General features: G+C 67.6%; 12 protein-coding genes. 4 read left to right on the forward strand and 8 right to left on the reverse strand.

Annotated elements, in window-relative coordinates; genetic code table 11:
• Nucleotides 1-29: 29 nt before the first annotated feature.
• Genes RKE25_RS00525 through coaBC form a run of 3 tightly spaced genes read right to left on the reverse strand, consistent with a single transcriptional unit; the run spans nucleotide 30 to nucleotide 4,054 of the window.
• The gene (locus RKE25_RS00525) at nucleotides 30-2,354 is read right to left on the reverse strand and encodes a phosphomannomutase/phosphoglucomutase (protein WP_311840321.1); all 2,325 of its coding nucleotides are present in this window, start codon (nucleotides 2,352-2,354) and stop codon (nucleotides 30-32) included.
• A 24-nt stretch (nucleotides 2,355-2,378) separates the two neighbouring features.
• Entirely contained in the window at nucleotides 2,379-2,834 is a 456-nt protein-coding gene (gene dut / locus RKE25_RS00530; RefSeq protein ID WP_311842293.1) for a dUTP diphosphatase, read from the reverse strand.
• 14 nt (nucleotides 2,835-2,848) lie between these two features.
• Nucleotides 2,849-4,054: a bifunctional phosphopantothenoylcysteine decarboxylase/phosphopantothenate--cysteine ligase CoaBC gene (coaBC, locus tag RKE25_RS00535; RefSeq protein WP_311840322.1), complete on the reverse strand. Its 1,206-nt coding sequence runs from the start codon at nucleotides 4,052-4,054 to the stop codon at nucleotides 2,849-2,851.
• A 96-nt stretch (nucleotides 4,055-4,150) separates the two neighbouring features.
• Here coaBC and radC point away from each other — a divergent pair, with 96 nt between their 5' ends.
• From radC to RKE25_RS00550, 3 genes are all read left to right on the forward strand, one after another.
• Complete coding sequence (radC, locus tag RKE25_RS00540) at nucleotides 4,151-4,822, forward strand: DNA repair protein RadC (RefSeq protein WP_311840323.1); 672 nt, start codon at nucleotides 4,151-4,153, stop codon at nucleotides 4,820-4,822.
• 497 nt (nucleotides 4,823-5,319) lie between these two features.
• A complete protein-coding gene (gene argS / locus RKE25_RS00545) occupies nucleotides 5,320-7,008 on the forward strand; it encodes an arginine--tRNA ligase (RefSeq protein ID WP_311840324.1) in 1,689 nt (562 codons plus the stop codon).
• A complete protein-coding gene (locus RKE25_RS00550; RefSeq protein WP_311840325.1) occupies nucleotides 7,009-7,737 on the forward strand; it encodes an SPOR domain-containing protein in 729 nt (242 codons plus the stop codon).
• A gap of 80 nt (nucleotides 7,738-7,817) precedes the next feature.
• Here RKE25_RS00550 and RKE25_RS00555 read toward each other — a convergent pair whose 3' ends face one another.
• The 4 genes from RKE25_RS00555 to speA form a co-directional block, all read right to left on the reverse strand.
• Nucleotides 7,818-8,678 carry an NAD(P)-dependent oxidoreductase gene (locus RKE25_RS00555; RefSeq protein WP_311840326.1) on the reverse strand — a complete coding sequence of 287 codons (861 nt, stop codon included), beginning with the start codon at nucleotides 8,676-8,678 and terminating at the stop codon, nucleotides 7,818-7,820.
• Nucleotides 8,679-8,752: 74 nt separating this feature from the next.
• Nucleotides 8,753-9,952, reverse strand: coding sequence for a patatin-like phospholipase family protein (locus RKE25_RS00560; RefSeq protein WP_311840327.1), 1,200 nt, complete (start codon nucleotides 9,950-9,952; stop codon nucleotides 8,753-8,755).
• A 3-nt stretch (nucleotides 9,953-9,955) separates the two neighbouring features.
• On the reverse strand, nucleotides 9,956-10,744 hold the full coding sequence (locus RKE25_RS00565; RefSeq protein WP_311840328.1) for a 3-hydroxybutyrate dehydrogenase: 789 nt from the start codon (nucleotides 10,742-10,744) through the stop codon (nucleotides 9,956-9,958).
• Between the two features lie 231 nt (nucleotides 10,745-10,975).
• On the reverse strand, nucleotides 10,976-12,865 hold the full coding sequence (gene speA, locus RKE25_RS00570) for a biosynthetic arginine decarboxylase (protein ID WP_311840329.1): 1,890 nt from the start codon (nucleotides 12,863-12,865) through the stop codon (nucleotides 10,976-10,978).
• 285 nt (nucleotides 12,866-13,150) lie between these two features.
• Here speA and speE point away from each other — a divergent pair, with 285 nt between their 5' ends.
• Nucleotides 13,151-14,002 (forward strand): polyamine aminopropyltransferase, encoded by an 852-nt coding sequence (gene speE, locus RKE25_RS00575; RefSeq protein WP_311840330.1) that lies wholly within the window; start codon nucleotides 13,151-13,153, stop codon nucleotides 14,000-14,002.
• A gap of 80 nt (nucleotides 14,003-14,082) precedes the next feature.
• Here speE and RKE25_RS00580 read toward each other — a convergent pair whose 3' ends face one another.
• Entirely contained in the window at nucleotides 14,083-14,280 is a 198-nt protein-coding gene (locus RKE25_RS00580; protein ID WP_026634609.1) for a hypothetical protein, read from the reverse strand.
• Nucleotides 14,281-14,312: the final 32 nt, after the last annotated feature.

Raw genomic sequence — 14,312 nt, forward strand, 5'->3', positions numbered from 1 at the left:
TGGCGTTTTTATGCGCGCGAGGTCGAGACTCAGAAAGGCAGCTTCAGACCCGGCTCCACCGCGTGCAGCTGCTCGCGGAACACCTGCTGGATGCGCTTGAGCGCGGCATCGTTGTCCGCATCGAAACGCAGCACCAGGATCGGCGTGGTATTGGACGGACGCACCAAGCCCCAGCCATCCGGCCAGTCGGCGCGCACGCCGTCGATGGTGGTGAGTGCCGCATCGCCGAAGGTCGCGCTCTGGCGGAACTTCTCGATGAACTTGTAGTGCTCGCCTTCCTTCATCTCGATCTTCAGTTCCGGCGTGGACACGCCCTTGGGGCAGGTCGCGAAGATCTCCTCCGGCGTACGCTCATCCAGGTCGCCGGCGAGGATCTCCAGCAGGCGCGCGCCGGCATAAATGCCGTCGTCGAACCCGTACCAGCGTTCCTTGAAGAAGAAATGGCCGCTCATCTCGCCGGCCAGCTCCGCGCCGGTCTCGCGCATCTTGCTCTTGATCAGCGAGTGGCCCGTGCGCCACATCAGCGGGCTGCCGCCGGCGTCCAGGATCTGGCCCTTGAGATGGCCGGTGCATTTCACGTCATAGATGATGGTCGCGCCCGGCTGGCGCGACAGCACGTCGCGCGCGAACAGCATCAGGGTGCGGTCCGGGAAGATGATCTCGCCTTTCTTGGTGACCACGCCCAGACGGTCGCCGTCACCGTCGAAGGCGACGCCCAGGTCCGCGCCGGTCGCTCGCACGGCCTCGATCAGGTCTTCGAGATTGTGCGGGTCGGACGGATCCGGATGGTGGTTCGGGAAGGTGCCGTCCACGTCGCAGTAGAGCTGAATCACCTCGCAGCCGATGCCCTCGAGCACCTGCGGCGCGACGGCGCCCGGGATGCCGTTGCCGCAGTCGACGACCACCTTCATGCGGCGCCCGGCCTGCACGTCGGAGGTGATGCGCTCGATGTAGTCCGGCACGACGTCGATATGGCGCAGGCTACCCTTGCCGCCGCGCTCGAGCTCGTTCGCGGCGATGCGACGGTACAGATCCTGGATCGCGCCCTCCGAAAGCGTCTCGCCGCCCACGACGATCTTGAAGCCGTTGTAGTCCGGCGGGTTGTGGCTGCCAGTAACGGCCACGCCGCTGCCCGTATTGAAGCGATAGGCGGCGTAGTAGACGACCGGGGTCGGGACGGCGCCGATGTCGATCACATCGATGCCCGCCTGGCGCAAGCCTTCGGCCAGCGCGCCTGCCAGTTCGGGACCGGAGAGGCGACCGTCGCGGCCGACCACGATCTCGTGCAGGCCCTTCTCGCGCATCAGCGTGCCGATGGACTGCCCGAGCAGCCGCGCCACCTCGGCGGTCAGCGATTTGCCGACGATGCCGCGCACGTCATATGCGCGGAAGATGCTCGGGTCCACGGTCACCGGAGCCGGCGCAGGCGGGGCCGGGGGCTTGGCGGGGCGGGCTTCCGGCTTGGCCGGTTCGGGCAGATTGTCGATCAGGTCGGACAAAATCGGTTCCTCGTTTGATGTCTTCTTCTGGCCAGGCAGGTGACCGCGCAGCCACCACAGATAAGCGCCTCCGCCCAAGCCCAGCAGCGTCAGCAACGCGCCAAATAGCACGGACTTTGGCAAGACGATGTAGGCACCGGGCAGCGCCGCCACCACGTTCAGATTGCTGCCGGCCACCGGCTTGCCATGGGCCTCGCTCGACGCGGAGGCGGAACCGTTCGCGAGCAGGCGCCGGTCGCCGCGGTCGTCGCCCTGGCGAAGTTCAAGTCTGCCGCCTTCGGGCGGAACGGCGTTGAAACGTTCCTCGATCGGGGCAAAGGGGAGTTCGAACCAGACCCAGGCGCTGGGACGCTGCCGCGCCCCCATGGGCAATACGAAGGTCAGCCAGCGCTCGCCGCTGGTGCCCTTGGGCAAGGTCTGCGCAAGCGTGTCGCCTTCGGCCGTCTGCGCCGCCATCAGCTGCGCGGCCTTGGCATAGCCGAAGTCTCGGTAGTTGGCGTGCAGTACCTCGTCCAGCGCGCCACTGTAGAACTCGACCGCCCTGGCCTGTGGAAGCTTCCCGCGCACCAGCGTCGCCATCTGGACCGGGTCCGCCTGTACGGCAACGGGATCCAACGTGTCCAGCACCTGCTGCAGGGCATGCCGCTGCCGCGCCAGCTCTTCGCCAAGCGACTGCACCAGCTGGTCCTGTGCGCGGTGCACGCGCTCGATCGCGCTGTCCTCGTCGGCGATCAGCCAGGTCTGCCACGCGCAGAACAGCCCACCCACGACCAGCAGCGTGCCGCCGGCCAGCGGCAAAAGCCGCCGCCAGTCGAATGACCGCTCGCGTAGTCCCCTCGCGAAGTCCATCGCCATGGCCCTGTCCCCTCTGCAGGCTTTCTAGTTGACGCCGGTCGATCCGAAGCCGCCCTCGCCCCTCTGCGAAGGCTTGAATTCCGCCACCACGTTCAAGCGCGCCTGCGCCACCGGCACCAGCAGCAGCTGGGCGATGCGGTCGCCCACGCCGATGGTGTAAGGCTGCGCGCCGCGGTTCCAGCAGGAAATCATCAGCGGACCCTGGTAGTCGGCGTCGATCACGCCTACCAGATTGCCCATCACGAGGCCGTGTTTATGGCCCAGGCCCGAGCGCGGCACGATCAACGCGCACCAGCCCGGATCGCCGATGTGGATGGCCATGCCGCTGGGCACGAGTGCGCTTTCGCCGGGCGCGAGCGTCAGCGGTTCGTCGATGGCCGCGCGCAAATCCATGCCGGCGCTGCCGGCGGTGGCCGCCTGCGGCAGCGGGATGGCATCGCCCAGCCGCGGGTCAAGGATCTTCAGTTCGACGTCGACCATGCCTGGCCGGACCGTCACGAGCGCACCGCCTTGTAGCGCTGCGCGATCTGCGCGACCAGCTGGCTCGCCAGTTCGTCCTTGCCACAGCGCGGCAGCTCGACGGAGCCGCCCGCCCAGTACACGTTCAATGCGTTGTCCGCGGCCTCGAACCCGAGGCCGTCCCCCACCAGGTTCGCGGCGATCATATCCAATCCCTTGCGCTGGAGTTTGTCCTGCGCGTATGCCGCCACATCATGCGTTTCCGCGGCGAATCCGACCAGGAAAGGGTGCACGGTTTGCGCAGCGAGGCTGGCCAGGATGTCCGGATTCTCCGACAGCGCCAGGGTCAGGCCCGCGCCGTCGTGCTTCTTGATCTTCCGGTCAGCCACGCTGGCCGGCCGGTAATCGCCCACGGCGGCTGCGCCGACATAGATGTCCGCACCCGCCGACGCCGCCAGCACCGCGGCATGCATGTCGGCCGCGCTGCGCACGTCCACGCGGCGAGCCACGCCGCGTGGCGTTTCCATATGGACCGGGCCGGCGACCAGGGTCACCTGGGCCCCGGCATCCGCCGCCGCCGCCGCGACGGCAAAACCCATGCGGCCGGAACTGCGGTTGCCGATGAAGCGCACCGGATCGATGTCTTCGTAGGTCGGGCCGGCGCTGACCACCACTTTCAGTCCGCGCAGCGAGCCGTCGCCGAAGGAAGCGACCAGCGCCTCGCGCAGCTCCAGCGGTTCGAGCATGCGGCCGGAACCGATGTCGCCGCAGGCCTGGTCGCCGGAAGCCGGCCCCAGCAGATGCACGCCGCGGCGGCGGAGCGTATCGACGTTCTCCTGCACGGCCGGGTGCGCCCACATCTGCTGATTCATCGCCGGCGCGACGTACAGCGGCGCGGCGCTGGCCAGGCACAGGGTGGTCAGCAGGTCGTTGGCCAGGCCATGGGCCAGGCGGGCGATGAGGTCGGCGCTCGCCGGCGCGATCAGGATGCGCTCGGCCCAGCGCGCCAGCTCGATGTGGCCCATCGCCATTTCCGCCTGCTCGTCCCACAGGCTTACCCGCACGGCCTCGCCGGACAGGGCCTGGAATGTGGTGGCGCTCACGAAATGCGTGGCGCTCTCCGTCATCACCACGCGCACCAGCGCACCCAGGTCGCGCAATCGGCGGACCAGTTCACAGGCTTTGTAGGCGGCGATGCCGCCCGACACGCCGAGCAGGATGCGACGGTTGGCAAGTTGCATGTAGGAACGGCCTGACAAACGGGCGGACGCGTAGCTTACCGGAATCGACTCCGTCCTCTGCTGCACGCGCCGGCATGGGCCGGGCAAGGTAGCGGCATGAGCATCCGCCATTGGCCGGAGGGCGAACGCCCCCGCGAAAAACTCCTGCAACGCGGTACCGAAGCCCTGTCGGACGCCGAACTGCTTGCCGTGCTGCTGGGCACCGGCGTCGCCGGCGCCGACGCGCTCACCCTGGGCCGCCAGCTGCTCACCGCGGCCGGCGGCCTGCATGCCTTGCTGGCCGATCCCGTCCGGACCACGAAGCTCACCGGCATCGGCCCGGCCAAGCGCGCCCGCCTGATCGCCGCGCTGGAGTTGGCGCGCCGCGCCCTGGGCGAGCGGCTGGTCGCCGGCACCTCGCTGCGCAATCCGCGCGACAGCGGCGAATTCCTGCGCGCGCGCCTGCGGCATCTGCCCTACGAGGTCTTCGCCTGCCTCTTCCTCGACAACCGCCATCGCGTGCTGGGCTTCGAGGAACTCTTCCGCGGCACCGTGGACAGCGCCAGCGTGCATCCGCGCGAAGTGGTGCGCGCCTGCCTCAAGCACAACGCGAGCGCCGTCATCCTCGCCCACAACCATCCATCGGGCGTAGCCGAACCCAGCGGCGCGGATCACGCCATCACCCGCAGCCTGCGCGAAGCCCTGCAGCTTATCGAGGTGCGCGTGCTGGACCACCTGATCGTGGGTGCCGACGAGCCCGTCTCGATGGCCGCACTGGGCATGCTGTAATCCGTCCCTGGTTACCCGGGACCCGAAAAAATAACGGCGCGGTGGGGACCGCGCCGTCAGGCCGTTTTTGGGGAGGGTGAGAGTCACGGCTTCTCGCATACCCGTCAGCGGGGAGGGTGCCTGGGGTACGGGCGGCATTGTCGCGGCGCGGCATGACAGGACCGTGACGTCTTGGCGCTATCTTCACGCGCGCCGCACGGCGCGACTTATGCACATTCGCGCCGGAAGGCCGCTTAGCGGTCATTTCATCGACACGCATGAAATTATCGCTTCAAGCCTTTGATTTGGCGTGCAAAATTTCGTGACAGCCGCGTTTCCGCCGCGCAAACACCGAGCACGCCCGCAGGAAGGCTCGCTTTCCCCACAGAGTTATCCACAGGCCTCGCAGACGCGGCGCAGCATGGCGCGCAACCGGCGTGACGCGTCTTGGCGCCCCTCTGAGAGCGGTGGCCCGCTCTGCTAGGATTGCCGGTTCCATCGAAGCCAGACCCAGCCCCGTGAAACAAGCGCTGCGCGAATTGCTGCTGCAGGCCATCCGGTCCCTGCAGAACGACTCCACCCTGCCCGCCGACCTCGACGTCCCGAACTTCGTGATCGAGCGCACGCGCAATCGCGACCACGGCGATTTCGCCAGCAATGCGGCGATGCTGCTGGCCAAGCCGGCGCGCGCCAAGCCGCGCGAACTGGCCGAGAAGCTGGTCGCCGCGCTGCCCCAGAATGCGCAGATCGAGAAGGTCGACATCGCCGGCCCGGGCTTCATCAACTTCTTCCTTGCCCCCGGCGCCTATCACGCCGAACTGCGCCGCATCCTCGCCGAAGGCAGCGCGTATGGCCGCAACGACAGCGGCAAGGGCATCACCGCGGGCGTGGAATTCGTGTCGGCGAACCCCACCGGCCCGCTGCACGTCGGCCACGGCCGCGCCGCGGCGATCGGCGACTGCCTCAGCCGCCTGCTCGACGCCAACGGCTGGGCGGTGAAGCGCGAGTTCTACTACAACGACGCCGGCGTGCAGATCCACAACCTGGCGATCTCGGTGCAGGCCCGCGCGCGCGGCCTCGGCCCCGGCGACACGGGCTGGCCGGAAGACGGCTACCGCGGCGACTACATCGCCGACGTGGCGCGCGCCTACATGGCCGGCGAGTCCGTCGTGGCCGACGGCCATACCGTCACCGGCGCGAAGGACGCCGACAACCTCGAGGCCATCCGCCAGTTCGCCGTGGCTAGCCTGCGCCGCGAGCAGGACCTGGACCTGAAGGCCTTCGGCGTCGGCTTCGACACCTACTTCCTGGAGTCCTCGCTGTACACCGACGGCAAGGTGGAGGAAACCGTGCGCGAACTGGTCGCCCACGGCCACACCTACGAGGAAGGCGGCGCGTTGTGGCTGCGCTCGACCGACTACGGCGACGACAAGGACCGCGTGATGCGCAAGTCCGACGGCACCTATACGTACTTCGTGCCGGACGTGGCCTACCACCGCAGCAAGTGGCAGCGCGGCTACGTGCGCGCCATCACCGAACTGGGTTCGGACCACCACGGCAGCCTGGCGCGCGTGAAGGCCGGCCTGCAGGCGCTGGACTGCGGCATCCCGCAAGGTTGGCCGGAGTACGTGCTGCACCAGATGGTCACGGTGATGCGCGGCGGCGAGGAGGTAAAGATCTCCAAGCGCGCCGGCAGCTACGTCACCCTGCGCGATCTGATCGACGAAGTGGGCAAGGACGCGACGCGCTACTTCCTGATCTCGCGCAAGGCCGATTCCCAGCTGGTGTTCGACATCGACCTGGCCCGCTCGCAGAGCAACGACAATCCGGTCTACTACATCCAGTACGCCCATGCTCGCGTGTGCAGCGTGCTCCGCCAGGCCGGCGAGAAAGGGTTCACCTTCGATCAGCAGAATGGCCTGGCGCATCTGGAGCGCCTGGACAACGAGCACGAACAGATCCTGTTCACCGAACTGTCCAAGTATCCGGAGCAAGTGGAAGCCGCCGCGGCGAACCTCGAACCGCACGTGATCGCCACCTGGCTGCGCGAACTGGCGAACGCTTTCCACACGTACTACAACTCGCACCAGTTCCTGGTCGATGACCAGGATCTGCGCGACGCCCGCCTCGCCCTCGTGGTGGCGACGCAGCAGGTTCTCAGGAACGGTCTGGATTTGCTGGGCCTCAGCGCCCCGGAGAAGATGTAAATGGCAGCACGCAAGGGCAAGGGCCGGCAGGCCGTGCGCAACAACAGCGGCGGGTTTCCGGCCTGGGGCTGGGCCATCATCGGTATCGCGGTCGGCGCCCTGCTGATGTTCGGGATGCGCGGCAAGCTACCGATGGGCGGCCGTACGGGCGACGCGCCGCAGCCCAACCCCCAGGCCACGGCCCAGCACGGCAGCGATGCCGGCGCCGTGGAACCGGCCGGCGCCGAGTCGGCCCCCAAGAAGCCCCAGTTCGACTTCTATTCCGTGCTCTCGGAGAAGGAAGTGCGCATTCCGGACGCCGAGATCAGCGCGCAGGCCCGCGCCGAGCAGCAGAAGCAGGCCGCCGCTCAGCAGGCACAGGCGCAGGCCCAGGCGGCGCAACAGGCCCAGCAGCAGGCCGCCGCCCAGCGTGCCGCCGCGGCGAACGCCCCGGCGGCCGTCACCGAGAACGTCACCGCCGCGCCTGCCGCCACGCCGCCGCCGGCTGCCGGTGGTGGCGGCTACCTGCTGCAGGTGGGCGCCTTCCCGAGCGCGGCGGACGCGGAAAGCCTCAAGGCCAAGCTGGCGCTCCAAGGCTTCGTCGCCAACGTGGCTTCGGTCAATGTCAACGGCCAGACTTACAACCGCGTGCGCCTGGGGCCGTTCAAGTCGGCCACCGAGCTGGAATCGACTAAGCAGCGCCTGACCTCGGCCGGCTTCAACGCCATCGCGCTGAAGGAAGGCCGCTGAGCTTCCGTCGCCCTACGCACGCCGCAAAGAACAAAAGCCGCGCTGACTGCGTGGCTTTTGTTTTTTGGATCTCTCTCGAATCAGTGCTTCCGCTTGAGCCGGATCAGCGCCGAAATATCGTCATCGCCATAGCCCTGGCTCATCAGTTCGGCGTAGTCGGCCAGGGACTTCTCGATCACCGTACGGTCCGTGCCCGCGCCCTTGGCGATCTCGCGCACGATGCCCAGGTCCTTGTGCAGCAACGCCAGCTTGAACCCCACGCTGAACTCGTTGCGCAGCATGGTCGCGCCGCGCTTGTCCAGGAACCAGCTGCCCGCCGCGCCGGCGCCAAGCGTCGGCAGCAGGCGTTCCGGCTCCAGACCCAGCGCCTCGCCCAGGGCCAGTCCCTCGCACACGGCCTGGGCGATGCCCGCGACCAGCACCTGGTTCACCGCCTTGGTGGCCTGGCCCGCACCGACGCCGCCCAGATGCGTCACACGTAGCGCGTAGGCTTCGAGCACCGGGCGTGCACGCTCCAGCACCTGCGCATCGCCGCCAACCATGACCGACAACTTGCCGTTCTTCGCGCCCTCCACACCGCCGGACACCGGCGCGTCGAGGAAATCCACGCCCACCGTGGCCAGCCGCGCTGCCGCACGCTTGGCGGTGTCGGGCGAGACCGTGGAATGATCGATCACGATGGCGCCACGCCGCAGATGCGGCAGCATGGCCTCGATATTGGCCAGCACGTCGGCATCGGCCGTGACGCATAACGCGATGACGTCGCACTGCGCGGCCAGCTCGGCCAGCGGGGGCGCCACGACGCCCAGCTCGCGTGCCAAGGCGTCGGCCTTGGCCTGGGTACGGTTGGCCACCGCATGGAGCAGGCCTTTGGATTTCAGGTGGCCGGCCATCGGCGCGCCCATGGCGCCGAGACCGACGAAAGCTGCCTTGAGGGTCATCGGGGATTTCCAGGAAGAGTGGGAGACGCCCTCGCGGGCGACTGTCCTTATGGTAGCCCTTCCAGGCGCGGTACTCAGGCGCGATGCACGTCGTGGGTGACGAAGGGCTTCGCCGGTGTCGGCGGCTCCAGCCACTGGGGATGCGCCAGCGTGTGCCGCATGTCCGCCAGGCCGCTCTGCCAATGCGTGCGCATGCTGGTCAGGCTGAACTCGTAGTCCTTGTAGTGCCCTTCGTAGGGTTTGTCGCGATAGATCAGATGGACCAGGTTGGTCAGCGCGCCTGAGGCATGCGCCTGCGCCCGCAGGAACGCGGGGTCCTCTCGCCGCTCCGGCGGCACCAGTTCCATCAGGTCGTGCAGCAGCCGCTGGTTCTCCTGGGTCAGCCGCATGTATTCGGTGATCAGGCGGGTGCGGCTGGAGTACTGGATCTCCTTGGCCCGCTCGGTCACGCCCGCAAGATCGCGCGGCAGCTCCCCCACCGCACGCCACAGGTCCACCTGGAAGATGAGCGCGTCGTGGCAGGGCCGCTCCGAAAGCACCTTGTACAGCGGCGTGTTGGAGACCATGCCGCCGTCCCAGTAGAACTCGCCATCGATCTCCACCGCGGGGAACCCCGGCGGCAACGCGCCGGAGGCCATGAAGTGCTCGACCCGCAGCGGCCCCTGCGTGTTGTCGAAATAGGCGAAGTTGCCGGTACGCACGTTGACGGCGCCCACGGACACGCGCATCGAACGGGGGTCGTTGATGCGGTCGAAATCGACCAGCCGCTCCAGCGTGCTGCGCAAGGGCCGAGTGTCGTACCAGCTCACTCCGGCAGGATTGGCCGCGCGCTGGAAGGACAGGAACGGCGGCGGCACGCGCGGCAGGAAAAACCCGGCCTGCCCTTCGAGCAGCGCGCGCCACGCCGCGAATCCGCTGAACCCGTTCTGCAGGGGCAACGGCCAGCCGCTGCTGTCGAACGCCGGCGTGGCCGGCAGGAACGGGGGCTTGCAGATGGTTTCCCAGAACTCGCGCAGCTTCTCCGCGCGATGCCCGACGGGGTTGCCGGCGATAATCGCCGCATTAAGCGCGCCGATCGAAATGCCAGCGATCCAGCGCGGCCGCAGGTCCGCCTCGGCCAGCGCCTCGTACACGCCCGCCTGATAGGCGCCGAGTGCGCCGCCGCCCTGCAACACCAGGGCGAGCGTGCCGTAGCTGCGCGCCACCATCTGCGCGAGCGCGGTGGCTGGCTTGTCGCCTGGCGGCTCGGTACCGGGGCGGGGGCGCGGCGTCATGGCTTACTGCATGTACCAGCCGTGGCTCACCACGATCGACTGCCCGGTGAGCGCCGCCGACGGGAACGCGGCCAGGTACAGCGCCGTCTCGGCGATGTCTTCCACCGTGGTGAAGGTGCCGTCCACCGTGTCCTTGAGCATCACGTTCTTGATCACCTGTTCCTCGGTGATGCCCAGTTCCTTGGCCTGTTCCGGAATCTGCTTTTCCACCAGGGGGGTGCGCACGAAGCCCGGGCAGATCACGTGCGAGCGCACATTGTGGGCTGCGCCTTCCTTCGCCAGCGTGCGCGCCAAGCCGAGCAGGCCGTGCTTGGCGGTGACATAAGCCGACTTGAGCTTGGACGCCTCGTGCGAATGCACCGAGCCCATGTAGATGACGATGCCGCCGCGGTCGCCCTTGTACATGTGCTTGAGCGCGGCCTTGGTGGTGAGGAAGCCGCCGTCGAGATGGATCGCCAGCATCTTCTTCCAGTCGGCAAAGGCGAACTGGTCGATCGGATTGATGATCTGCACGCCGGCGTTAGAGATCAGGATATCCAGCGCGCCGAAAGCCTCGACCGCCTTGTCGGTGCCGGCATTCACCGCAGCCTCGTCGGTGACGTCCATCGCGATGCCGATGGCCTTGCCGCCGGCGGCGTTGATGTCCGCGGCAGCCGCATCGGCGGCCTGCTGGTTGATGTCCGCGATCGCCACGGCGGCGCCATGCTTCGCGTAAAGCTCGGCGATCGCCTTGCCCAGGCCGCTCGCAGCGCCGGTGATCAGCGCGACCTTGCCTTCGAGACTTGCTGCCATAACCACTCCTTCGATGTCGATGGGGACGCGGGGGACGACAAAGGCTCGCACAGCTCGGATGTGGCATCCATGCGACGAATGGACAGCGGAGAGAACCTTCCCTATTCCGTCATTCCGGCATAGACCGAATCCAGTAACGACGTCGCCTGGTTTCCGCCAAGAGCCAATCTAAGGCTTTCGCGAAAACCCCGCACAGTCGTTACTGGATCCCGCCCTTCGCCGGGATGACGATCAGTGCTCGCCTTCCGACAGGTAGGTATAGCCGGTCAAACCGTCGTTCAATGTGACAAACAACTGCTCGGCCTGCGCACCTTCCACGCCGGCGGCCGCGATGCGCTCGCGATAACTGCGGCGCAACGCTTCCAGATCGTAGCCCACATAGTCGAGCATCAGGTCGGTCGTGTCGCCACGGCGGCGATGCGCAAAAACATACGAGTCGCCTTCCACGCGCACGTTCACGGCGTCCGTATCGCCGAACAGGTTGTGGATGTCGCCCAGCGTCTCCTGGTACGCGCCCACCATGAAAATACCCAGGCGATAACTTTCCCCCTCGCGCAGGGCATGCAGCGGCAGGCTCACGTCTACGCCTTCGGCATCGACGTAATGATCGATGCGGCCATCGGAATCGCAGGTGAGGTCGACGATCACGCCGCGGCGAGTGGGCGCTTCGTCCAGGCGGGCGATCGGGGCGATCGGGAAGATCTGCTCGATCGCCCAGATGTCCGGCACCGACTCGAACACCGAGAAGTTGACGAAGTACTTGTCCACCAGCTTCTCGTCCAGCTCGTCCAGTGCCTGGCGGTGCGAGCGCTCGGCCGGCAGCAACCGCAGACGCACCGCGTTGGCGATGGCGTAGTACATCTCGTCCAGGCGCGCGCGGTCCTCCAGCGCCAGCTGGCCCAGCGCGTACAAGGTCTGCCCTTCGGCCAGATGGTGCTGAGCCTCGTGGAACAGCTCCAGCGCAGGGCGGGCGTCCAGCTCCTCGTAAGTCTCGCGCAGGCGGCGCAGCACCGCCGGTTCGTCCTCGCGCGGCGCAGGCATCGCGCCGGCCGGGACTTCTTCCACCTCGGTCACGTTGACCACCATCACCGCGTGATGCGCAGTCATCGCGCGGCCGGCCTCGGTGACGATGTGCGGTGCGGCCAGACCTTCCTCGGCCACGGCCTCGGCCAGCGATTGCACGATGGTCGCGGCGTACTGCTCCATCGAGTAGTTGATCGAATTGTGGCTGCGCGAGCGCGAGCCCTCGTAATCCACACCCAGGCCGCCGCCGACGTCGACAATCTCCAGCGGCACGCCCATGCGGATCAGCTCCACGTAGTAGCGCGTGGCTTCGCGCATGCCCGCGGCGATGTCGCGCACGTTGGAGATCTGCGAACCCATGTGGAAATGCTGCAGCTTCAGGGTGTGCTTGAGGCCCGCCTCGTCCAGGCGGCGCACCAGGGTCAGCACTTGGTTCGGCGACAGGCCGAACTTGCCCTTGTCGCCACCGGTGTTCTGCCACTTGCCGGCGCCGATCGAGGCCAGACGCACGCGCACGCCGAGCAGCGGCTCCACGCCCAGCGCCTTCGCCTCGGCGAACACGTGGTCCAGCTCGGCGAGCTTCTCGATCACGATGTGCACGCGCAGGCCGAGCTTGCGGCCGATCAGCGCCAGCCGCACGTATTCGCGGTCCTTGTAGCCGTTGCACACGACGATGGACCCGGGCCGGGCCATGGCCAGCACGGCCATCAGCTCGGGCTTGGAGCCGGCTTCCAGGCCGAAGCCGTGCTCGCCCGCGGCCACCAGCTCGCCGGCTACGCCACGCTGCTGGTTGACCTTGATCGGATAGACCGCCGTATAGCCGCCCGCATAGTTCCATTCGCCGATGGCTTTGGCGAACGCGCCCTGCAGGCGCGCCAGGCGGTCGGCCAGGATGTCGGGAAAGCGCACCAGCAGCGGCAGGCGCAGGCCTTCGGCGCGGGCGCGCTCGACGATCTCCGGCAGCGACAGGGCCGGGCCGCCGGCGCCGCGCGGGCGCATCACGATGTGGCCGTTGGCATCGACGTCGACGTAGCCGTCGCCCCAGTGCGGGACGGCGTAGGTGTGACGGGCGGCGTCGATGTTCCAGTGCTTCGACATGGACGGTGGTTCCTTCGATTTCGGCGGACGCGCGGGCGCCCGCAGGTCATGTCGTCGCAGCGGCGAGCCTTGACGAAGGGAAAGCCCGCCGGCCGGAAGCCTCGCACGCCGCGGGGCCGGAACGGACTCATCGGTCCCGCGGACGACCGGTCGCGACGGGACGGCCGCCTATTGTAATGGTCGAATGTGACCATGTGCGGCATCCGGGCCCGGTACGGCGGGGCCCGGAGCGGCTACAATTGCGCCTCTTTGCCCACCGTGACGTCAGGAACAGGAACACACGCCATGTCGCAGCCCAGCTGGTTCACCGAGGCCCACCAGGCCTCCGGCTCCTCCATCGGTTATCGCGTGGAGAAGCTGCTTCATGCCGAGAAGACCCCGTTCCAGACCATCGAGATCTACCAGACCACCGACTGGGGCAACCTGATGGTGATCGACGGCTGCGTGATGCTCACCAGCCGCGACAACTTCCTTTACCACGAGATGATGACCCACCCGGCGCTGTTCACCCATGCGCGCGCCAAGCGCGTGGTGATCATCGGCGGCGGCGATTGCGGCACCCTGCGCGAAGTGCTCAAGCACGAGGAAGTGGAGTCGGCCGTGCAGGTGGAGATCGACGAGCGCGTCACGCGCCTGGCCGAGCAGTACTTCCCGGAGCTGTGCGAGGCCAACAACGACCCGCGCGCCGAGCTGCTGTTCATCGACGGCATCAAGTACATGGCCGAAGCCGAGCCGGAATCGCTGGACCTGGTGATCGTCGATTCGACCGATCCGGTCGGCCCGGCCGAAGGCCTGTTCAATGCCGCCTTCTACGCCAGCTGCTACAAGGCCCTGCGCCACGGCGGCATCCTGGTGCAGCAGAGCGAATCGCCGCTGGCGCACATCGAGCTGATCAAGTCCATGCGCGCCGCCATGCGCACGGCCGGCTTCAGCGCGGTGAAGACCCTGCCGTTCCCGCAGCCCTGCTATCCCACCGGCTGGTGGAGCTGCACCATGGTGCGCAAGGGTGGCGACCTGGCCGGCTTCCGCGAGCGCGGCGCGCTCAGCAAGAACTTCCCCACCCGCTACTACAACGCCGAGATCCACAAGGGCGCGCTGGCGATGCCGGAGTTCATGAAGGAAGCGCTGGGCGAGTAAGCGCCTCGCGCGAAACCCGCCTCGCGGCTTCCGCGGGGCGGGTTTTTGCTTTTCAGGGCGACGGAAAGCGTCGCACCCGCTCAGAACAAGGTGGATCTCACCTTCGGCAGCAGCACCAGCACCAGCGTCGCTATCGGCCCCAGCAGCAGCGAGAGCAGGAACCACGCCAGGCCGCTGCGGTTCTTGCCCTGGGCCAGGCCGGCGTTGATCAACGCCAGGGTGCCCCAGCCCACGAACCAGGGCGCTCGCCCGTCGGCCATGATCGCTATCTGATCCACTACGTTTTCTCCTGTGCGCGGCGCGCGAACGC

The sequence above is a fragment of the Dyella sp. BiH032 genome (assembly GCF_031954525.1).
In the GTDB taxonomy this organism is placed as follows: Bacteria; Pseudomonadota; Gammaproteobacteria; order Xanthomonadales; family Rhodanobacteraceae; genus Dyella_D.